The organism is Rhodanobacter sp. OR87, assembly GCF_000473345.1.
Lineage (GTDB): Bacteria > Pseudomonadota > Gammaproteobacteria > Xanthomonadales > Rhodanobacteraceae > Rhodanobacter > Rhodanobacter denitrificans.
The window spans coordinates 46,641-68,272 of the sequence record NZ_AXBJ01000016.1 but is presented as its reverse complement, the minus strand read 5'-3'; the positions used below and the strand labels follow the sequence as shown (position 1 = coordinate 68,272).

Here is a 21,632-nt window from a genome sequence, read left to right as displayed (position 1 = left end):
CGGAACCTGACGACGACAACCGGCGCATGCCTGCCCTCCGCTGCAACGATGCCGCGATACTAGATGCTTTGGCGCGCGGCGTCCGCACGCGGGAGCGCCGCTCTTACTCCCGCTCGCGCTGCCCGCGATGGCCGTGCGGGCGTTCGATCGGCCGGCCGCCGCGCTGGCGACGCAGGCGCGCCTCCAGCGTCGCCGCCTGCTCCTCGCGCTCGTCGTGCAGCTTGAGGAAATTGCGCCAGCGCCCGGGCGTCAGCTCGCCGCTGGCCAGCGCGGCCTGCACTGCGCAGCCCGGCTCGCTGCCGTGGCCGCAGTCGGCAAAGCGGCACTGCCCGGCCAGCGCCTCGATGTCGGCGAACAGGTCGAGGTTTTCCTCGCCGGTCAGCTTCAGCTCGCGCATCCCGGGCGTGTCGATCAGGCAGCCGCCCGAGGGCAGCTGCAGCAGGGCGCGGTGGGTGGTGGTGTGGCGGCCGCGGCTGTCGTGGCTGCGCACCTCGGCGGTGGCCATGCGCGCCGTGCCGAGCAGGGTGTTGGTGAGGGTTGACTTGCCGGCGCCGGAGGAACCCACCAGCACCGCGCTGTCGCCCGGCTGCAGGTACGCGGCCAGTTGCGCCACGCTGGCCGGGTCCTTGCTGTTCAGCGCATGGATCGGGGTGTCTGCGGGCAGCCGCGCGCGCAAGGCCTCGATCTGTGCCGCGGCGTCCTCGCGCAGGTCCAGCTTGCTCAGCAGCACCACCGGCTGCGCGCCGGAGCCCTCGGTCAGCGACAGGTAGCGCTCGATCCGCGCCGGGTTGAAGTCGCCGTCCAGTCCGGTCAGCACCAGCACGTAGTCGATGTTGGTGGCGATCAGCTGCCGTTCGTAGCGTTCGCCGGCCGCCGCGCGCGACAGCACGGTGCGCCGCGCCAGCACCTTGACGATGTGCGGCGGCCGACCGGGCGCAAGCTCGACGAAATCGCCGACCACCGGCCGCGCCGCCGGGTCGAGACCACGCTTGAGGAAGTGCCCGTCCGGCTGCGCACTGAACAGGGTCTCGCCGTCATGCAGCTCGTAGCCGGCGCGATGCTGGGCCACCACCCGCGCCAGTCGCAGGCCGGCGCCGGGCAGCGCATCGCCGCGCCAGCCGATCCGGCGCAGGCGTTCGATCGGTTCGGGTTCGCTCATCGGGAGGGTCGGTCGGCACGGTCCGCCGATTATGCCTTGCCTGAAGATTGCCCGACGATGAACCGGGAACCGGCCCAAACGGCGCTCGCGCTGCACTGCACCACGCTGCTAGCATCAAGCCGCCTGTCGACATCGACTTCCCATCCTCATGCAAAGGACACCAGCGTTGGCCCCGATCACACCCAGCGCGCACCTGGCGGACGTGCGCTACGAAATCCGTGGCGCGCTGACCCGGCGCGCACGCGAGCTGGAGGCTGCCGGTCTCGACATCATCAAGCTCAACATCGGCAACCCCGGCCGCTATGGCTTCGCCACGCCCGCGCATCTGCGCGAGGCCATCGCCGGCCACCTGCACGACAGCGAGGCCTACGGCCACGAACAAGGCCTGGAGCCGGCCCGCGAGGCGATCGCCGCGCAGCAGCGTGCACGCGGCGCCCAGGGCGTCGAGCCCGAGCGCATCTTCATCGGCAACGGCGTCAGCGAACTGATCGACCTCTCCCTGCGCGCGCTGCTGCAGGACGGCGACGAGGTGTTGCTGCCCAGCCCCGATTACCCGCTGTGGAGCGCCGCCACCATCCTCAACGGCGGTCAGCCGCGCTACTACCGCTGTCTCGCCCGCGACGGCCACCTGCCCGATCCGGACGAGATCGAGGCGCTGATCACCCCACGCACCCGCGCGCTGGTGCTGATCAATCCGAACAACCCGACCGGCGCGGTCTATCCGCGCGCGCTGCTGCAACGGCTGGTGACGATCGCGGCGCGGCACCGCCTGCTGCTGCTGTCCGACGAGATCTACGACGAGATCCTGTACGACGACGCCGTATTCCAGCCGCTGGCTGCGGTGGCCGGCGAGGTGCCCTGCCTCAGCTTCGGCGGCCTGTCCAAGGTGCATCGCGCCTGCGGCTACCGGGTCGGCTGGATGAGCCTGTCCGGCGACTCCGCGGGCAGCGGGTCCTATCGCGATGCGCTGCAGTTGCTGGCCGCGCTGCGCCTGTGCGCGAACGTCACCGCGCAATGGGCGGTGCTGCCGGCGCTGCAGGACGCGCCGACGATCGGCGCGCTGACCACGCCCGGCGGGCGCCTGCACGAGGCTCGCCGGATCGTGCTGGAAGGCGTCGCCGCCAGCGACTACCTGGAACTGGTGGCCCCGGACGGTGCGCTGTACGCGTTCCCGCAGGTGCGCGCCGACCGCCTCGCCAGCTTCGACGACGAGGCCTTCGCGCTGCGCCTGCTGGAGGAGGAATCGGTGCTGGTGGTGCCCGGCAGCAGCTTCAACGTGCCGGGCAGCCGCCACTTCCGGCTGACCCTGCTGCCGCCGCCGGCGCAGTTGCGCGAGGTGTTCGTGCGCATCGAGCGGGTGCTCTCGCGGATGGCGCACGAGCAGTCGCCCAGCCCCGCCGTCGCGATGGCCTGATCGCATGCCGACCTGGCTCGCCCTCGGCGACTCCTACACCATCGGCGAGGCGGTGGCCGCGCACGAGCGCTGGCCGGCCGTGCTGGCGCAGCGCCTGCGCCAGGCCGGCATATCGCTCGACGCGCCGCAGCTCGTCGCCGTCACCGGCTGGAGCACCGACGAACTGGCGCAGGGCATGGACGCCGCGGCACTGCTGCCGCCCTACGACCTGGTGACGCTGCAGATCGGCGTGAACAACCAGTACCGCGGGCGCCCGGCCGAGGATTACCGCGGCGAGTTCGCCGGCCTGCTGGCACGCGCGATCGCGCTGGCCGGCGGGCGCGCCGCACGCGTGGTGGTGGCGTCGATCCCCGACTGGGGCGTCACCCGCTTCGCCGCCGAGCAGGGCCGCGACCGCGCGCGCATTGCCGAGGAACTGGACGCCTACAACGCGATCGCCGGCGACACCTGCCGGCGCGCCGGGGTGCGGTTCGTCGACGTCACCGCCATCTCGCGCCGGCACCCCGAACTGCTCGCCGACGACGGCCTGCACCCTTCCGCCGCGCAGTACGCGCTGTGGGCGGCGGCGATCGAGCCGGCGGCGCGCGCGGCACTTCGTTCCTAGTCGCAACGGCGCTGCAACCTTTTAGCCATCGCACGGTGACGTGGCGATCGCACACTGGCGCCCCGGGCCACCACCGGGGACCGTGCCATGACCAGCTTCCATTGCCGCAGCGCCTTCATCTCCGATGTGCACCTGGGCACGCCGGACTGCAAGGCCGCCTACCTGCTCGACTTCCTGCGCCGGCTGCGTTGCGAGAAGCTCTACCTGGTCGGCGACATCATCGACCTGGAGGCGCTGTCCCGGCGCCACTGGTGGCATGCCGAACACAGCGCGGTGATCGCCGAGGTATTGGTGCTGGCGCGTCGCGGGGTCGAGGTGGTCTACATCCCCGGCAACCACGACGCGCCCATGCGCGGCCTGCACGGACAGCACTTCGCAGGCGTGCGGATCGAGCTGGACGCCGTGCACGTCGGTGCCGACGGCCGCCGCTACCGGGTCAGCCACGGCGACGAGTTCGACCCCGAGCGGATCGGCCGCCGCTGGATGCTGCAGTTCGGCGAGGCGATGCACCGGCTGATCTGCTGGAGCAATCGCCTGCTGCATGCGCTGCGGCGGCGGCTGCAGCTGCCGTACCTGCCGCTGTCGATCATCGTCAAATCGCACGTGGGCAGGGCGCTGGCGTATATCCGCGCCTACGAGCAGCGCGTCGCCGCCGATGCGCGCGAGCGCGGTTTCGACGGCCACATCTGCGGGCACATCCACTTCGGCCACGTGCGCGAGCTGGGCGGCGTGCTCTATCTCAACGACGGCGACTGGGTCGAGCACTGCACCGCGCTGGTCGAGGACCATACCGGCGCGATGGAGCTGATCCACTGGAGCGAGCAGGCCACCGCGCTGGGCCGGGCCAGCCGCGAACTGGTCTGGCCCTCACCCGCCGCCGTGCTGGCGCTGGCGCCGCTGGCCGCCCGCCGGCACGACTTGGGCGAACTGCACCGGGCCGCTTGAACGGACCGCCTTGAAGGCCGGCGGGAACTCCGCCTGTCGGGGCAGCGTATCATAGTCGCCTTCCCTGCCGGAGTTATTCCCATGTCCCTCGACAGCGCCACCCGCGAACGTATCGAAACCCTGCTCAAAGACCACCGCGTGGTGCTGTTCATGAAGGGCAACCGCAGCCAGCCGATGTGCGGTTTCTCCGCCGCGGCCACCAACACGCTGAACGAGCTGCTGCCCGAGTACCACACGGTCAACGTGCTGGACGACCCGGAGATCCGCGAAGGCATCAAGGCCTACGGCGAGTGGCCAACCATCCCGCAGCTGTACGTGGAAGGCGAGCTGGTCGGCGGCGCCGACATCATCCGCCAGATGTACGGCAGCGGCGAGCTGCACCAGCTGTTCGGCATCACCGCGCCGGACCGCACCCCGCCGGACATCACCATCACCGATGCCGCCGCCGAAGCGATCCGCCAGGGCACCGCGAACGCGCAGGGCATGGCGCTGCATCTGGAGATCGGCCCCGACCACAGCGCCGGCTTCCAGCTGGCAGCGGCCGGCGAGCACGACATCGTGGCCACGGCGAATGGGCTGCAAATCCACTTCGACCCGGCCAGCGCCCAGCGCGCCAAGGGCATCGTGATCGACTGGGTCTCCACCGTGCAGGGCGAAGGCCTCAGCCTGAAGTTCCCCGGCGCCGTCGAGATCAAGCCGCTCAGCGTGCAGCAGCTCCAGCAGCGGCTGGCCGCCAACGACATCACCCTGATCGACGTGCGCCCCGCCGCCGGCCGCGCCATGGCCGCCCCGCTGGCGCAGGCCCGGGTGCTGGAAGAGGAAGGCTACGAGAGCTTGGCTGGCCTGCCGAAGGACACCGCGCTGGCCTTCATCTGCCATCACGGCATGTCCAGCCGCGACATGGCCGAACGCTTCGCCGCGCACGGTTTCAGCAACCTGCACAACGTGGAAGGCGGCATGGACGCGTGGGCCGGCGAGATCGACCCGGGCGTGCCGCGCTACTGAGCGCCATCGCACCCGGCTGACACAGGAAAACGGCGCCTTGGGGCGCCGTTTTCGTGGAGCGGATGCGGCGCCGATCAGGCAGGGTCGGCGGTCATCGCGCACGACGCGTTGAAGTCGCCGATGGCTTCGACCAGGTCGGTGACCGCGGCCTGCTCCGCCTCGCTCAGGTCGGGGTTCCAGCTGTCCAGGATCAGCACCACGCGGGTGAACTGGCTGCGGTTCCAGGCCTCGTGCTCGAAGGTGTCGTCGAACGTGACGCAGCTCCCCTCGCGCCAGGAATGGATCTGCCCGCCCACACGCAGCGCACAGTCGGACGGCACGATCAGCGGCAGGTGGGTGACCAGGCGGGTGTTGGTCACGCCGCGGTGCGGCAGGATATGCGTGCCCGGGCGCAGCACCGAAAACAGCGCTTCCGGCGCATGGTCGCGGATGCGCACCAGCGGCACCGCATCCAGCACGGCGCTGGTGCGCGGGCAGGCGGCGCAATGGTCCTCGTAGCGGTCGCCGTGGCGATGGAAGAAGTAGGCATCCCATGCGGCGGCGTGGCCATCCGACCCGCGCAGCATCGACTGCGCCTGCGTGGGGTCGTCCACGCCGAGGAAGGATTCCAGCACCTGCTCGCCGGCCAGCACGGCCAGCAGCTCTTCGCGCACCGCCGCGGCAGCCGCCTCCAGCGTCTCATGCCAGGGAAAGCGCTCGCGCGGGTAGAACGGCTGGCTGGGTATGTCGGGAAAATAGAGGAACAACGGACGCTGGCGCGGATCGATCGACGGCATCGGCTCCAGCCCGAGATGGATCGCCAGCGCGCGATCCACCCGGCGCAGCTCGGAGCGACCGTAGCGCTCGCGCAGCGGCTCCAGTGCCGCGTCGAACAGCCGCTGGCGCCCGGCGTTGGCATAGTTCATCGCATACTTCACCAGCTCGCGCAGGCCCGGCGCGGTGGTGGCGTCGCTGAGCCAGCGGCCCTGCTCCTGCGCACTGCGCACGGCCATGAAGTAGGCGGTCAGCGCCTGCTCCGCCCGCCCCAGCTGCTCCAGCGCGATGCCCAGTCGCAACCGCGCCAGGAACATGCTCGGCGCCGCCGCCAGCGCCCGCTGAAGGTAGCTGGCGGCGGCCTCGAAGTCGCCGCTGGCAAGATGCACGCTGCCCAGTTGGTGAGCCACGCCGGGATGATCGGGATGCGCCCGCTCGGCCCGGCTCAGCAGCAGTATCGCCTGCGGCGCGTTGCGCCGGGCCAGCTCGCGGTCGGCCAGGAAGACCAGCGCGTCGACGTCATCGGGCTCGTGCTCGAGCAATTGCCGATAAGAGGATTCCGCCGCCGCCATCTGTCCGCCCTGCAACTGCGCGCGAACGGTCTCCCGCAATGACGACACGGGGTCGGGCGTAGGGGAAACGCTCATCGATGGTGCTCCGCGGGTTGTGCCATGCCACTGCCGCCCGCACCAAGCGGACCGTGGTCGAACAGGCATAATAGCCGTTCGCGGCGCCGCCGCACCCACCATGCCTCACGGAGCCCGGATGTCGGCACGATTGCACGGCCTCACCCCTGACCTGACGCGGGCCGTGTCCGCCGTCGCGCGAGCGCTCGACGAAGGTCGTCTCGATGCCGCGATCGCACACATCGGCCCCTTGCTCGCCAGCCAGCCCGACCACCCCGAGGTGCAGCGCCTGCATGCTGGCATCCTGGGCATGCGCGGGCACCATCAGGAAGCCATCGCCCTGATGCGGGCGGCGCTCGCCCAGCACCCGGACGACGCGACCTATCTGAACACGCTGGCCACCCTGCTCGGCCAGGCTGGCGAATACGACGACGCCATCGATGCCCTGCAGACCGCCTGCCGCCGGCAGCCGGACATGGCACTGGCCTGGTACAACCTCGGCGTCATGCTGACCCGCAGCGTACGCAACGATGAAGCCGAGGCCGCCTTGCGCCGCGCCGTGGATCTCGATGCGGGCGCCACCGACGCGCGCGCCTTGCGGGCGGACCTGCTGCGCATGCGCGGGCAACCATCCGAGGCCGCCATCGAATACCGCCGCGTGCTGGCCGAACGGCCGTGGGCCGGCATGGCATGGTGGGGGCTGGCCGACCTCAAGACCATGCGCATGGACCAGGCCGACATTGCCGCCATGCGAGCTGCACTGCGGGAACCGCGCGCCTCCGAGGACGATCGTATCGCGATCGGCTTCGCGCTGGCGCGCGCGCTGGACGACCAGGGTCGATACGCCGAATCGCTGCAGGCGATCGCCGCGGCGAACGCCATCGCGCGGCGGCGCCAGCAGTGGAACGCCGCCGGCTACTCGGCCGCGATCGACGCCCTGGCGGCGGCCTTCGATCCGCCGCCTGCCGGCGCGGACGAGCCCGGCCTGGGCCACGAGGTGATCTTCATCGTCGGCCTGCCGCGATCCGGCTCCACGCTCACCGAGCAGATCCTCGCCTCGCATCCGCAGGTGGAAGGCACCGGCGAGCTGCCGGACCTGCCGCAGGTACTGGCCGAGGAGTCGCGCCGGCGCGGGCAGCCATTCCCGCGCTGGGTGCCGCAGATGCAGCCTGCCGACTGGTCGCGACTTGGCCACCGCTACCTCGAACGCACGGCCCACTGGCGCAAGCAGCGTCCGCGCTTCACCGACAAGCTGCCGAGCAACTGGATCTACGCCGACGCCATCCGCGCCATGCTGCCGGGGGCGCGCATCATCGGCTGCCGTCGCGACGCGCTGGAGACGTGTTTTTCCTGCTACCGCCAGCGCCTGGACAACAACGAATACAGCCGCGATTTCGGCGACCTGGCCAGCTTCTGGCGCGACTGCGACCGCAGCCTGCAACGGCTCGTCCAGCGCCATCCCCAGGCGATGATGGTGCACGACCATGAAGCGCTGCTGGCCGAGCCGGAAGCCCGCATTCGCGCCCTGCTGGCCTTCTGCAACCTGCCGTTCGACCCCACCTGCCTGCGTTTCCACGAGAACACGCGCGAGGTGCGTTCGCCCAGCGCAAGCCAGGTGCGCCAGCCACTGCGCAGCGACACCGCACACAGCACGCGCTACGGCGCCCTGCTCGATCCGTTGCGCACGGCGCTCGGGCTGCCGCCCTGGCAAGACTGAACGCACGCGCGGACGCAAGATGACGCCGACCATGCCTGCACTTCCGGATGAACAGCTGGCGCTGCAAGCCGCGCAGGCGCAGGTCCTGCGCGGCGATGTGGCCGCCGCGGCGGGCACGCTGGAAGCGGCCATCGCTGCGCATCCCGCATCCGACGAGCTGGCGCTGGCGCTCGCCGGCCTGGCGATGCAGCGTGGCGATCGACCCGACGCCGAGCGGCGTCTGCGGGGCATCCTGCAGCGTACGCCGGGCCGCTTGCCCGCCGCTTTCATGCTGACGCGCCTGCTGCGCGAGCAGGGCCGGATGGTCGCCGCCGGCGAGGTCCTGACCGGTGCCTGCACGGCCGGCGCGACCGGCATGGAGCAGCGGATCACCGCGGTGGAACTGCTCGACGACTGCGGCCGCCAGGCGGAAGCGCTGCGGCTGTGCACGGACGCGTTCGCCCACGGCCTCGACGATCCCCGCCTGCGCGCGCACGCCGGCGCGCTGGCCTCGCAACTGGGACGTTTCGACGAAGCCCGCCGGCATCAGCAGGCGGCGCTGGCCGACAGCCCGCTGGCGCTGGAATGGCACGTCCCGCTCGGCCTGGCCGGGCTGCAGCGGTACCGCGATCGGCAACACCCGGACCTCGCGCTGTTCGAACGCGGCCTGGCCCGCGGCGACCTGAGCCCGCACGCGCGCAGCGGCCTGCTGTTCGCGTTGGGCAAGGCCTGCGACGACCTCGACGAGCATGCCCGTGCCGTTGCCGCCTGGGCCGAGGCCAACCGCATCGTGCGCCAGCATCACCCATGGAATCGCAAGTCATGGCGGCGCAGCGTGGAAATGCGGCTGGCGCGGCCAACGCCACCCGTCCAGTCCGGCGAAGATCGCGCCTGGACGCCTGTCTTCATCGTGGGCATGCCACGATCCGGCAGCACGCTGCTGGCCGAACGGCTCGCCTGCCACCCGGCGGTACGACATCGCGGGGAGCTGCCCTGGCTGCCGACCCTGGCGGCGCGCCTGGACGCCATCGCCTCGGAGCGCGAGCGCGCCGCGCAGATGCCGCTGGCCGCCGCGGCCTACGCCGCCCAGTTGGTGCAGGACGATGCCCCCGCCCGCTGGTACATCGACAAGCAGCCGCACAACGACATGCACGTGGACCTGATCCTCGCGCTGTTTCCGCAGGCGCGGATCATCCACTGCCGCCGCAACGCCCGGGACACCGCGCTCTCGCTGTGGATGCAGTCGTTCCATCCCGGCACGCAGGACTTCGCCAGCGATTTCGCCGACATCGCGGCGGTCATCCATGGCTCGCGGCGGCTGATGGCGCACTGGCAGCGGCGCTACCCGGCCGCCGTGCGCGAAGTGCGCTACGAGGAACTGGTCGACGATCCGGATGGCTGCATCGGCGCATTGGCCGACTGGCTTGGACTGCCCGCTGCCATCGCGCCCGCGGCACCCGACCGGGAACGCGCCATCAGCACGGCCAGCCTGTGGCAGGCCCGGCAACCCGTGCACACCCGCTCGGTGCAGCGCTGGCGCGCCTACGCCACGCTGCTGCCGGAGCTTGCACGGATGGCAGGCGACTGAGGATCAGCCGGCGCCGGCTTCGTCGGCATCTGCGACCGAATAGCCCCAGTGCCGCAGCATCGGATCGAGGATCGGCAACGCCGGGGCCAGCGCCTCGCGGTAGCGTTTCCAGCGATCGAGCCCCTTGCGGTTCACCGGCTGGGTAACCTGCGCATAGCTCGGCGTGGCGATGAAGCCCTTGTCGCGCGCGTGGCGATCGAAATGCAGCAGCGGCGCGGCGTCCTCCAGGCCGAGGAAATCGGCGATGCGCCGCGTCTGCGCAACCGGGTCGGCCACCAGGTCCTCATAGCGGGAAACGAACACGTTCGGCTGGAACAGTGCCACGTCGTGCAGCCAGCATTCCATCGCGGTCACGTAGGCAGTGGCCAGTTTCTCCATCGAAGCGCACGCCACCGCCAGCACGGCGGCACGGAAGTTCTGCATGTAATTGCTGACCAGCACGTCGCACGGATGGCGCAAGGCGAGGATGAATTTCGCCTCGGGAAACAGGCGATAGATCAGCGGCAGCCACAGCATGTTCAGCGGATTCTTGTCGACCAGCTGCGCGCTCCAGCGCCGCCGGACCTTGGAGCAGACCAGGCTCACGTAGCCCTTGCGCAATTCATCGCACGCATGCTGGTCGAGCTTGTACAGATCCTGCGGCACCACGATGCCGTGGTCGGCCAGCTGGTCGGAAAGAATCGTGAAGAACGGCCGCTCGTCCATCGACTGCAGCGCCGGGTGGGCATCGAGCATCAACTCCAGCAGGGTCGTACCCGAGCGCGGGAAGCCCACGATGAACACGGGCGAGTTCGCGCTGTCGGGTCCCTGCAGCACCGGCCAGCGGCGGAACTCCTCGGCGCCGATGCGTTCCACCGCGGCCGGAAGCACCGGCGCGCCCGGATCGAAGCGACGCGGCGCGTTGTGCTTCAGCTCCTCGATCTGGCGCGCGTGCGCCTCGTGCAGCGCCGCGATCGCGCCCGGGTAATCGCGCAGCTTGTCGCAGGCCTCGGCCAGGGAGAAGAAATGCGCGTAGTCGTCGGGCGTGCGCGGCCCGGCTTGCTCGAGCAGCCGCCGCGCCTGTTCGGTCTGTCCGCGTCGCAACGCAAGTTTCGAGCGCTGGTGGACGATCTCCAGCTGCGCCTCGGCATCCAGCGCCGGATGATCCCGCTCCAGCTGGTCGAGCAGGGCCGCGCTGCCGTCGAGGTCGTTGACGCGCTCATAGACCGCGGCCAGCAACAGACGCGCCGGCAGATGGCCGGGCGTGCGCGCCAGCAGTTCCTCCAGTAGCACGCGGGCGATGTTCGCCTCGCCGAGTACCAGTTGCAGGTCGGCCAGTTCCAGCTGCAGCGGATCGTCCAGCGCGGTCCAGTCGCGCCAGGGACGCAGCAGCTCCTCCGCGCGCGAGTCGCGGCAGGCCGAACAGGAGCGCGCGGCATGAATGCGTACGGCTGGCGCTGCCGGGTCCAGCGCGTGGGCGCGCAGCAAGGTGTCGCGGGCAGCCTGGTAATCCTTCCGCTCGAGCTGCAACAGGCCCAGGTTGATCAGCTGCTCCCCGTTGTCCGGCGCCAGCGCGATCGAGCGCAGGTAAGCCTGCTCGGCCTCCTGCACGCGCCCCGCCTCACGCAGCGCGGTCGCGTAATTGCCCCAGTGCAGCGAGTCGTCGGGATGGTTTTGCGCCAGCGCCGCATAAACCTCCAGCGCCTCGGCCAGCCGGCCCTGCTGCTGCAGGCCGATCGCAAGGAACAGGGTGAGGTCGGGGTCGTCCGGACGCTCGCTCAGGGCGGCCCTGGAAAGGCGCTCCACTTCGGCCGGCCGGCCGCCTTGCAGGGCGCTGAGAATGTCGTTGATCACGTGAGAGGCAACTTTCCAAAAAAAAGAGCCGCGCGGGTTGCCCGCGCGGCTCGTCAGCTTCAGCTACTCAGTGCTGTCCAGTCAATCAGAACGACACCGTCACGCGAGCCCAGTAGTAGCGGCCCTGCAGGTCGAAGTCGCTCGGATCGGTGTTGGCGTTGAGCGTGTTGTTGGCGTACAGGAACGGCGGCTGCTTGTCGAACAGGTTGTTCACGCCGACGTCGATACGGGTGTTGAGCGGCTCGAAGTTGTAGCCGAGCGACACGTCGTTGTAGATCGTCGCACCGTACTTGAGCACCACGCCCGGCAGGCCCTGCACCGGGTTCGTGTCCTGCGACGGGCTCTTCGAGCCGTTGCGGAACGCGCCGATGTAGCGCATGCGCCAGGAAGCACTCCAGTCGCCCAGGTTCCAGTTCACGAAGCCGTTGCCGCGCCAGCGCGGGAACAGGCACACGCCGCCACCGCTGGGGCAGGTCGACGCCTGGCTGGAGCCGAACGGCATGAAGTGGCCGGCGTCGTGGAACACCGTGTTGGCATTGGTGCCCGGCGCGGTCTGCTGGTCATAACGCGACATGTAGGTCGCATCCAGGCCGACCACGAACTTGCCGAACGAGAACTCCGGCAGGCTGTAGCGACCGGAGAAGTCGACACCCGCCACGTCCGTGCGGCCCAGGTTGCCGGTCGGCTCGACGATCTGCGCGATCTGGCCGGGGTTGGCACTGCTGGCCGGGAAGCGGGTGATCAGCGGGCAGTACTGGGTGGCGCCGTTGTAGCAGAGGTCGAGCACGGTCTGCGCGCCGATCGAGGAGATCGTGTCGTTCAGGTACAGGTGCCACGCGTCGGCACTGAGCGACAGCCCAGGCACGTAGCTCGGCGAGTAGACGAAGCCGAGGTCGAACGACTTGCCCTTCTCCGGCCCGAGCGGGAAGCCGGCGTACTGCGAGCCGGAGGAAATGCCCTTGATCTGCTGGCCGAGCGCCACGTCCTGGTTGACGAAGCTGCCGTTGGTCGGCACGCCCACGCAGGCCGGATTGGCGGCGGTGATGCCGTCGCAGGGGTCGCTGCTGAGCTTCGGTGCGTCGCTGATCGGCGCGCCGAAGACGTTGCCGATGGTCGGCGCGCGGAACACCTCGGACATCGTGCCGCGCAGCAGCAGGTCGGTGATCGGGCGGTATTCCACCGCGAACTTGGTGTTGTTGGTGCTGCCGAAGGTGCTGTACTTCGAGTAGCGGTCACCGATGGTGACGTTCAGCATCTGCGCGAACGGCAGGTCCGACAGGATCGGCACGAATACCTCGGCGTAGGCCTCCTTCACGTTGTAGCCGCCACGCAGCGGCGAGCTGCACTGGCTGCCCAGGGTGCAGTTGCCGGTGGCCGGGTCGATCAGCAGCAGCGGATCGATTTCCGAACGGGTGTATTCCTTGCGGTAGGAAGCGCCCGCGGCCAGCTGCACGGTGCCGGCCGGCAGGTCGAACAGGCCGCCGTTGACGTCGGCCGAGTAGACGCGCTCGATCGCGAAGTTGTTGCTGATCGCCGGCACCGCGGCGGCCTGCAGGGCCGCCACCGAGTTCGGGTCGAACAGGTTGAACGGGTTGAACGGCATGCAGCCGGCCGCGCCCGAATCGCACACCACCTTGCCGGTAGCAGGATCCAGGTGCGACGGACCCAGGTCCGCGTTGATCTTCTCCTGGTTGGGCAGGCCGCGGGTGATGGTCTGCTGCGAGAAGTGGCCGTAGCTCATGCCCACGTCCCAGTTCCAGTCGTGGTTCAGCAGGTTGAAGTCACCCTTGAAACCGGTGTGGATCTGGTCGGTGGTGGTGCCGAAGTTGGCCGAGCGGTTGCCGGCGGAGACCAGGCGCGCGCGGTAGTCCAGACCGGCCCCCGAATACTCCTGGCCGAACGGGTTGTAGTACGCATCCTTGGAGATCACCGCACCGTAGATCGAGCCCAGCAGCGCCGGGGCCAGCTGGAAGCCGGAGCTGGTCTTGTTGTGGTACGCGTCCATGTAGGTCTGGACGTGGTCACCGAGGTTGTAGGTACCCTTCAGCCACAGACTGGTGCGCTCCTGCGGGGTCTGGATCAGGTTGACCGTCGCGTAGTTGTACTTGTCGGCGTTGGTGAAGCAGTGGTAGTCGGTGGCGATGTTCTGGCCGCTGGCACCCGGGTTCAGTGCCACGTTCTTGCAGTTGTACTGCCCCGGGCCGGTGCCCCGATACTGGCTCGGCAACTGGACGCGGCCGTAGGCCGGGAAGCTGGAACCGCCGACGTAGCTGTAGATCGGGGTCTGGCTGCTGCCGTAGATCGACACCGCGTTCTTGGAGAAGTCGCGGTTCTTGGCCAGCACGGCTTCGGTCTTGTTGTAGTCGACGCCGCCCATGATGCTGCCCTTGTCGGACGTCTGGCCGAACGTGAAGGTGTAACCCTTCGAGCGACCGTCCGCATGGCCGGACTGACCGTAGTTCACCGTGAACTGGGCGCCCTGGTAGTCCTTCTTCAGGATGAAGTTGACCACGCCGCCGATCGCGTCGGAGCCGTACACCGAGGAGGCGCCATCGGTCAGCACTTCGATGCGCTCGATCATGTCGGCCGGGATCGAGTTCGGATCGCCGTTGATGATGCGCTTGCCGTCGATCAGGATCAGGGTGCGCTGGGCGCCGAGGCCACGCAGGCCGATCGAGGAGCCGCCGGTGCCGCCGCTGTTGTTGACCTGCGGGTTGATGTTGCCGCCGGTCACCGCCGGCAGCTGCTGCACGATGTCGCCCAGCGTCAGTTTGCCGGTGGCCTTGATCTGCGCGGCATCGATGGTCACGACCGGGTTGGACGTTTCCAGGTCCACGCGGCGGATGTGCGAGCCGGTGACCACCACCGTCTGCAGTGTCTGCGCCTTCTCCTGGCTGGGTTTGGTGGTCGTGTCCTGACTGCCCGTGTCCTGGGCGAAGACCGTGCCCGAGGCACCGACCGCGATGACAGCACCCAGCGAAAGCGCGAGGCGGACTGCCGAAGAAAGTTTTGTGACCCCAAGTTTCATTTAAGACACCCTCCAGTTAATTATTGTCATGGGTCAGAACCCGACTTGAATTCTGCCCAGAAGCACAATCCAGCCTGTTGTCAGACCCGTGGACTTCAGACTCACGAACCCCAAACCGGGCCGATACTAACAGGCAGATAACACTTGTGTGAACCCATATCAAACGCACACCCTGTCCGGGTGGCCCAATGACTGTTCTGCGCGTCCTGCGGTTTGGTCGATCATTCGCCCACGCTGCCGGCCCTCCGACGGCTACTTTATTACTTTGCGTTTACATATTGTCAACATTCTCAATACGAAACTTTTTGCACTTCGGCACGCAACCACCCCTCGGACGCCCACCACCGCCAGCGGCGGCTGTCCGTGGCAAGGGGACGCCGAGGGCGGTGTCCGAAGCTGGTCGGTTGCCCTGACGGCAGAATCCGACACGGCAGCCCCCGGCAACCGTCCCTGATGGCACAACAACCCCGCAGCGTGATGCCGGGTTCGGGCCGAGCGCCCCGTTGCCGCATCCGCGAGGCTCAGTCCGTCTCGACATCCGCCTCGAAGCGCAGGTGCTTCACGCTGCGCCCGTTGCGGCGCACCAGCTTGAGCGCCTCGATGCCGATCTTGATGTGCGCCTCGACGAATCGCGAGGTGATGGTGCGGTCGCTCGCTTCGGTCTTCACGCCTTCCGGGATCATCGGCTGGTCGGACACCAGCAGCAGGGCGCCGCAGGGAATCCGGTTGGCGAAGCCGGCGGCGAAGATGGTCGCGGTTTCCATGTCCACCGCCATGCAGCGGGTGCGCCGCAGGTAGGCCTTGAAGGTGTCGTCGTGTTCCCACACGCGCCGGTTGGTGGTGTACACGGTGCCGGTCCAGTAGTCGTGGCCGAGGTCGCGGATCATGGTGGAAACCGCGCGCTGCAGCTGGAACGCCGGCAGCGCCGGCACTTCCGGCGGCAGGTAGTCGTTGCTGGTGCCCTCGCCGCGGATCGCGGCGATCGGCAGCACCAGGTCGCCCAGCTGGTTCTTCTTCTTCACGCCGCCGCACTTGCCCAGGAACAGCGCGGCCTTCGGCGCGATCGCGCCGAGCAGATCCATCATGGTGGCCGCGTTGGGGCTGCCCATGCCGAAGTTGATCAGGGTGATGCCGTCGGCGGTGGCGTTCGGCATCGGCCGGTCGCGGCCCTGCACGTCCACCCCGTGCCACTGCGCGAACAGCTCCACGTAATGACCGAAGTTGGTCAGCAGAATGTGTTCGCCGAATTGCTCCAGCGCCGTGCCGGTGTAGCGCGGCAGCCAGTTCGAGACGATTTCCTGTTTGCTTTTCATCAGAGCTCTTGCCCGAATCGCGTTGCCGGCGACGCCACGCCGGCGGGATGCCAGATCAGTGGCGCCATCTTAGGGCCTGTTCGTCCACGCCCGGCGATCATGCCGACGCGCCGGCTTGCCGCCGTGCGGATGCCTCGTCGCCCCCGGCTTGCGGCCGCCGCCGTGCGACCATCGGACAAATGCCCGATCACGGCCAGCATGCTATGTTCCTCCTGCCATTGATGATCGGGGGGTCACGTGATGAGGATGGGCCTGGCAATCGATGCATCCTGCGATCTGTCGCAGGAGTTTCTGCAGAAGCACCGTATCGCGATCATGCCGATCACCGTGCGGGTGGACAGCGAGGTCTTCATGGACGACCGCAAGCCGGCCGAGATCCAGCGCTTCATCGATCGCCGCCTGGGCAGCCGCAGCCACTCGGCGGAAACCGAGCCTTGCCCGGTGGAAGAGGTGCAGAAGCTGTTCCTCGAGAAGCTGGTACTGGAACAGGACTGCGTGTTCTGCCTGACCATCACCGCCACCCGCAGCCCGATCAACGAGCACGTCAACAAGGCCAGCTTCGCGATCCTGAAGAACTACCGCCAGGTGCGCGAGAAGGCCGGCGTACCCGGACCGTTCATGATGCGCGTGGTGGACACCGGCAACGTCTTCACCGGCGCCGCCCCGGCCGTTTACGAAGCGGCCCGACTGATCGCCGCCAACGAGTCGCCGTCGACGATCCGCGAACGCCTGGTGCACATCGCCAGCCACAGCTACGGCTACATGCTGCCGCGCGACCTGATCCACCTGCGCAACCGCATCAAGAAGCGCGGCGACCGCAGCGTCAGCCTGCTCAGCGCGGTGGTCGGCACCGCGCTGGACATCAAGCCCATCCTGCGCTGCTTCCGCGGCGAGACCAGCCCGGTCGGCAAGGTGCGCGGTTTCGACCAGGGCGCGGAGGCGCTGTTCGGCTACGTGACGCGGCGGGTGCGCGCCGGCCTGATGGTGCCGGTGGTCTGCGTCAGCTACGGCGGCGACCTGGAGGTGCTGCCCCACTTGCCGGGCTACATCGAGCTGCGCCAGGCCTGTGCGGAATGCGGCGTCGAGCTGATGGAGGCGCCGATGAGCATCACCGGCATGGTCAACGTGGGCGAAGGCGCGGTGACCGTCGGCTTCGCCGCCGAGGAACACGAGGCGGAGTTCTGAGGCCGCCGCTCAGAAGCCGTAGTTCAGGAACCCGCCGTCCACCGCCAGCACCTGGCCGGTGACGTAGCTGGCCGCCGGCAGGCACAGGAAGGCGATCGCGGCGGCCACCTCCTCCGGCTCGCCGATGCGCTTCAGCGGCGTGCGCTCGAGCACCTCGTCCAGATAGTCGGCGTCGGCCAGCGCCGGGTCGGTGCGCTGGGTGCGGATGTACCACGGCGCCACCGCGTTGACGCGGATGCCGTCCACCGCCCACTCGGCGGCCAGGTTGCGGGTGAGCTGGTGCAGCGCCGCCTTGCTCATGCCGTAGGGCGCACCGGTGCGCACGTGGGTGATGCCGGAGACCGAGCCCACGTTGACGATCGCCGCATTCGCGTGCTGCACCAGCTGAGGGTGCGCCAACCGGCACATCTCGAAGGCGGAGAACAGGTTCTGCTCGAAGATCGCGCGGTAGTCGTCCTCGCGATAGTCCAGCGTGGCGCCGGGCTGGTTGCCGCCGGCGTTGTTGACCAGCAGCGACACCGGCGCGCCGAGGTCGGCGATCCAGTCGAACACCGCCAGGCGTTCCTCCGCCTCGGCCAGGTCCGCGCCGAACGCCAGCACCTCGACGTCGGCGAATTCGTCGGCCAGCTCCACCCGCACCTGCTCGAGGTAATCCTCGTCGCGCGCCACCAGCAGCAAGTCGGCACCAAGCCCGGCCAGCTCGCGCGCGGTGGCGTAGCCGATGCCCTTGCTGGCGCCGGTGACCAGGGCGGTGTGGCCGTGCAGTTGCCAGGCGTCGAGGCGGCTGTTCATGGCCACAGCTTAAAGCGCCCGGGCAATGCCTTGCCAGCGGCCGGGCGCGGCGGGACACTCGGCGCATCGACCACGCGCGAGAACCGCCATGAAGCCGCTGCCGCTCCTGCTCTGCGTCCTTGCCCTCGGCGCCTGTTCCAGCAAGCCGCCGGAACCCCAGGCCAAGCCGGCGGCGGCCGACACCGCCACGCCGTTCGACGCGCTGAAGGCGGACGAGCAGCGCGCCAAGGACGTGCAGAAGACGGTCGACAAGCAGGCCGAGGAACAGCGCAAGCAGATCGAGGCGCAGGAGCAGTAGGGGCTACCGCCTCAGCGCGGGCTGCACAGGCAGTCCGCGTAGATGTTAGGCGTGCCGGCCTTCGCGTTGCGCAACAGCTGCAGCTCCGGCGCCAGCGCGGGCAGCTGGGCGAACCAGGCCGGCAGGCGCACGCCCCACGACTGCAGCAGGTGCACGCCGGCGCCCTGGTTGAGGCCGATCAGGAAACGCTCGAAGCCGCCCAGCGGCGCCTCCACGTAACGCACCGGATAGCCCTTGCCCAGTCTGGCCACGCTGGCCGCCTCGGCGACGGCAGCCTGCAGCCCGCCGAGCTGGTCGACCAGGCCGCGCTCGAGCGCCTGCTGGCCGGTCCACACGCGGCCCTGCGCGATCGCGTCGATCGCCTCGTAGCTCTTGCCGCGCGCCTTCGCCACGTTGCCGACGAAGTCGCGATAACCCTTGTCGATGATCGCCTGGATCACCGTGCCGACCTTCGGATCGAGCGGACGGCTGATGTCGAACGCGCCGGCCATCGGCCCGGTGCCGACGCCGTCGCTCTGAACTCCGAGCTTGGCCAGCGTGTTCGGCACCGTGTAGTACATGCCGAAGATGCCGATCGAGCCGGTGATGGTGTTCGGTTCGGCGTAGATGCGGTTCGCATTCATCGCGATCCAGTAGCCGCCGCTGGCCGCCACGTCGCCCATCGACACCACTACCGGGATGCCCGCGCTGCGGGTCAGCTCGATCTCGCGGCGGATCTGCTCGGCCGCATACACTTCGCCGCCGGGCGAGTTCACCCGCAGCACCAGCGCCTTGGTCTTGCGGTCCTCGCGTGCGCTGCGGATCAGCGCCGCGGTGGATTCGCCGCCGACCGAACCGGCCGCGCGCTTGCCGCCGGCGATCTCGCCCTCGGCCACCACGATCGCCACGCCGGGCGCGAACGCATTGACGGCATGCGGCACGCCGGCCGCGTAACGGGCGAACTCGACCTGGCGGAAACTGTGGCCTTTGCGGTCGGCCGGGATGCCTTCCTTGCGCATCATCGCGATCAGCTCGGCGCGGGTGGCCAGGCCGTCGACCAGGTGCTGGTCCAGTGCCAGCCGGGCCAGGTTGCCCTGGGTGCTGGCGATGTGCTGCGGCAGGTTGTCGATGTCGTCGCGCAGCGTCGCCGGGTCCAGCTTGCGCATGGCCGCCACCTCGACGAGGTAGCCGTCCCACAGGCCGCCCATCCAGTAGCTGTCGGCCTGCTTGGCCTCGGCCGAGGCGTGATCGAGGATGTACGGCTCGGCCGCGCTCTTGAACTCGCCGACGCGGAACAGGTGCACGTCGACGCCGAGCTTGTCCAGCAGATCCTTGTAGAACAGCCGGTAGTTGGCCAGCCCGGTGATCATCACGCCACCCTGCGGATCGACCAGCAAGCGGTCGGCATGCGCGGCCAGGTAGTACTGGCCCTGGTCCAGGTTCACCGCCCACGCCACCACCGGCTTGCCCGCCGCGCGGAAGCGGTCCAGCGCCGCGCCGACCTCGCGCAGCGCGGCAAAGCCGCCGCCCTGCAGCTCGTCCGGCAGCAGCAGGATGCGGCTGATCCGGTGGTCCGTCGCCGCCGCGTCGATCGCGCCGACCAGGTCGCGCAGCTGCACCTGCTTCGGCTGCTCGCCGGACAGGCCGGCCAGCGCGCGCTGCAGCGGATCGATGCTGTACTGCTCGACCAGCTGCCCCTGCGGCCGGATCACCAGCACGCTGTCGTCCTGCACCGCGCGTTCCATCCGGCTGCCGGCCACGCCGGCGGTCACCAGCAACAGCAACACGAACAGCACGCCGAAGAACACCAGGTTGATGATCACCAGCCGCAGCAGGTTGATGCCGCGCCCGAGCGTGCGCAGGAAGGCCCAGAAACCGTGGCGGCGGGGCGGTGGCGGCGGTGGCAGCGTCATGTGGGTATCCGGATATCGTCGGGGCAAGCGTAGCCGGTCAGGCCGGCGCGGTCATTGGCAGGTGACGGCGCCAGCGCTGTTTCCACGCGCTGCGCCAGAAGCGGGTGAACAGCATCGCGGCGGCCACCGACAGGCCGGCGATCAGGCCGATCCACATGCCGCGCGCACCCATGCCGTGGTGGAAGGCCAGCCACCAGCCCGTCGGCATGCCAACGATCCAGTACGCGAACAGGGTAATCGCCATCGGCACGCGGGTGTCCTTGAGGCCGCGCAACGCCCCGTTGGCGGCGACCTGGACGCCGTCGGAAAACTGGAACAGCCCGGCCAGCATGATCAGCTGCGCGGCCAGCGCGATCACCTTCGGCTCGTGCGTGTACAACGACGCGATGAAGTGCGGCAGGCCCAGCATCAGGCCGGCCGAGAAGATTTGCGTGACCAGGGTCAGGCCGATCCCGCAGAAGCCGGCGTAGCGCACGCCGCGCTCGTCGCCGCGGCCCACCGCGTTGCCCACGCGCACGGTGATCGCCATCGCCAGGCCGAGCGGGATCATGAAGAACAGCGAGGCGATGTTGATCGCCACCTGGTGGCTGGCGATCACGTCCTCGCCCAGCGTGGCGATGATCAGTGCGGTGGCCACGAACAGCCCGGCCTCGGCCAGCAGGGTCACTGCCATCGGCAGGCCGATATGCACCAGCTGGCCGATCCGGCGCAGGTCCGGCCACTGGAAACGATCGAACAGGCCCAGCCCGCGATAGTTGCGCCGCAAGATCACGTAGACGCCGAACGCCAGCAGCTCCAGCCACAGCACGATCGCGGTGGCCACGCCGCAGCCGTGCGCGCCCTGCGGCGGGATGCCCAGCTTGCCGAACATCAGCACGTAGCCCAGCGGCACCAGCAAGACCAGCCCGCCGAGGCTGAAGTACATCGACGGCCGGGTCAGCGACAGGCCTTCGGACAGGCCGCGCAGCGCGAAGTAGCAGGTCAGTGCCGGCGCCCCCCAGCTGATCGCCAGCAGGAAGCGCTGCACGTCGTGGCGCAGGCTCGCGGTCACCCCGATCAGCTCGATCAGCGGCCCGGCGTGGCGCACCGCGAACCACAGCAGCGCGCCCATGCCCAGCGCCAGCCACAGCGCCTGCTGGAACACCGTGCCGACCTCGCCGCGGCGCCCGGCGCCGTCCAGCTGCGCCACCGACGGCGGCACCGCCATCATCATGCCGATGCCGCAGACGATCGCCAGCGACCAGATGCTGGCGCCCACCGCCACCGCGCCGAGCACGTGCGCGCTGACGTGGCCGGCCAGCACCGCGTCGATCACGTTGCTGCCGACCGCGGCCAGCTGCGCGGCGATCAGCGGCAGCGCGAGGCGCACGGTGGCGCGCACCTCGTGCAGCAGATGGGCGCGTTCGGGACGCAAAGATTTCATGGGCACAGCGGACTCCAGGGCCGGCCATTCTACCTGAGCCATTCGTCACGCCCGCCGAGCCGCCGCCGTGTGCGAAGA

16 protein-coding genes are annotated in these 21,632 nt (G+C 69.3%); 8 read left to right on the top strand and 8 right to left on the bottom strand.

Going from position 1 to position 21,632, the window contains the following annotated elements; translation table 11 throughout:
* Positions 1-103 precede the first annotated feature (103 nt).
* Positions 104-1,159: a ribosome small subunit-dependent GTPase A gene (rsgA, locus tag RHOOR87_RS0113075; protein ID WP_027485258.1), complete on the bottom strand. Its 1,056-nt coding sequence runs from the start codon at positions 1,157-1,159 to the stop codon at positions 104-106.
* A 166-nt stretch (positions 1,160-1,325) separates the two neighbouring features.
* Between rsgA and RHOOR87_RS0113070 the strand changes: the two genes are divergently transcribed.
* The 4 genes from RHOOR87_RS0113070 (at position 1,326) to grxD (ending at position 5,127) form a co-directional block, all read left to right on the top strand.
* Entirely contained in the window at positions 1,326-2,573 is a 1,248-nt protein-coding gene (locus tag RHOOR87_RS0113070; protein ID WP_027485257.1) for an aminotransferase class I/II-fold pyridoxal phosphate-dependent enzyme, read from the top strand.
* Positions 2,574-2,577: 4 nt separating this feature from the next.
* On the top strand, positions 2,578-3,177 hold the full coding sequence (locus tag RHOOR87_RS0113065; protein WP_027485256.1) for an SGNH/GDSL hydrolase family protein: 600 nt from the start codon (positions 2,578-2,580) through the stop codon (positions 3,175-3,177).
* Positions 3,178-3,264: 87 nt separating this feature from the next.
* Positions 3,265-4,122: a UDP-2,3-diacylglucosamine diphosphatase gene (locus RHOOR87_RS0113060; protein ID WP_007509779.1), complete on the top strand. Its 858-nt coding sequence runs from the start codon at positions 3,265-3,267 to the stop codon at positions 4,120-4,122.
* A gap of 81 nt (positions 4,123-4,203) precedes the next feature.
* Positions 4,204-5,127, top strand: coding sequence for a Grx4 family monothiol glutaredoxin (gene grxD / locus RHOOR87_RS0113055; protein ID WP_027485255.1), 924 nt, complete (start codon positions 4,204-4,206; stop codon positions 5,125-5,127).
* Positions 5,128-5,201: 74 nt separating this feature from the next.
* Here grxD and RHOOR87_RS0113050 read toward each other — a convergent pair whose 3' ends face one another.
* A complete protein-coding gene (locus RHOOR87_RS0113050) occupies positions 5,202-6,527 on the bottom strand; it encodes an aspartyl/asparaginyl beta-hydroxylase domain-containing protein (RefSeq protein WP_027485254.1) in 1,326 nt (441 codons plus the stop codon).
* Positions 6,528-6,645: 118 nt separating this feature from the next.
* On the opposite strand from RHOOR87_RS0113050, the gene RHOOR87_RS0113045 reads away from it, so the two are divergent.
* Both RHOOR87_RS0113045 and RHOOR87_RS0113040 read left to right on the top strand, forming a co-directional pair.
* Positions 6,646-8,223, top strand: a complete 1,578-nt coding sequence (locus tag RHOOR87_RS0113045; RefSeq protein WP_027485253.1) for a tetratricopeptide repeat-containing sulfotransferase family protein — start codon at positions 6,646-6,648, stop codon at positions 8,221-8,223.
* A gap of 31 nt (positions 8,224-8,254) precedes the next feature.
* A complete protein-coding gene (locus RHOOR87_RS0113040) occupies positions 8,255-9,790 on the top strand; it encodes a sulfotransferase (protein WP_231381795.1) in 1,536 nt (511 codons plus the stop codon).
* Positions 9,791-9,793: 3 nt separating this feature from the next.
* Here RHOOR87_RS0113040 and RHOOR87_RS0113035 read toward each other — a convergent pair whose 3' ends face one another.
* From RHOOR87_RS0113035 to RHOOR87_RS0113025, 3 genes are all read right to left on the bottom strand, one after another.
* Positions 9,794-11,623, bottom strand: coding sequence for a tetratricopeptide repeat-containing sulfotransferase family protein (locus RHOOR87_RS0113035; protein ID WP_027485252.1), 1,830 nt, complete (start codon positions 11,621-11,623; stop codon positions 9,794-9,796).
* 85 nt (positions 11,624-11,708) lie between these two features.
* Entirely contained in the window at positions 11,709-14,651 is a 2,943-nt protein-coding gene (locus RHOOR87_RS0113030) for a TonB-dependent receptor plug domain-containing protein (RefSeq protein WP_007509791.1), read from the bottom strand.
* 521 nt (positions 14,652-15,172) lie between these two features.
* Positions 15,173-15,964: an AMP nucleosidase gene (locus RHOOR87_RS0113025; RefSeq protein WP_007509793.1), complete on the bottom strand. Its 792-nt coding sequence runs from the start codon at positions 15,962-15,964 to the stop codon at positions 15,173-15,175.
* 246 nt (positions 15,965-16,210) lie between these two features.
* On the opposite strand from RHOOR87_RS0113025, the gene RHOOR87_RS0113020 reads away from it, so the two are divergent.
* Positions 16,211-17,149 carry a DegV family protein gene (locus RHOOR87_RS0113020; RefSeq protein ID WP_007509795.1) on the top strand — a complete coding sequence of 313 codons (939 nt, stop codon included), beginning with the start codon at positions 16,211-16,213 and terminating at the stop codon, positions 17,147-17,149.
* 9 nt (positions 17,150-17,158) lie between these two features.
* Here RHOOR87_RS0113020 and RHOOR87_RS0113015 read toward each other — a convergent pair whose 3' ends face one another.
* Positions 17,159-17,941: an SDR family oxidoreductase gene (locus RHOOR87_RS0113015; protein WP_007509797.1), complete on the bottom strand. Its 783-nt coding sequence runs from the start codon at positions 17,939-17,941 to the stop codon at positions 17,159-17,161.
* 88 nt (positions 17,942-18,029) lie between these two features.
* On the opposite strand from RHOOR87_RS0113015, the gene RHOOR87_RS0113010 reads away from it, so the two are divergent.
* Positions 18,030-18,239: a hypothetical protein gene (locus tag RHOOR87_RS0113010; protein ID WP_007509799.1), complete on the top strand. Its 210-nt coding sequence runs from the start codon at positions 18,030-18,032 to the stop codon at positions 18,237-18,239.
* An 11-nt stretch (positions 18,240-18,250) separates the two neighbouring features.
* Here RHOOR87_RS0113010 and sppA read toward each other — a convergent pair whose 3' ends face one another.
* The gene (gene sppA, locus RHOOR87_RS0113005; RefSeq protein WP_015448857.1) at positions 18,251-20,131 is read right to left on the bottom strand and encodes a signal peptide peptidase SppA; all 1,881 of its coding nucleotides are present in this window, start codon (positions 20,129-20,131) and stop codon (positions 18,251-18,253) included.
* A gap of 37 nt (positions 20,132-20,168) precedes the next feature.
* Positions 20,169-21,554 carry an MATE family efflux transporter gene (locus tag RHOOR87_RS0113000; protein ID WP_015448858.1) on the bottom strand — a complete coding sequence of 462 codons (1,386 nt, stop codon included), beginning with the start codon at positions 21,552-21,554 and terminating at the stop codon, positions 20,169-20,171.
* Positions 21,555-21,632 lie beyond the last annotated feature (78 nt).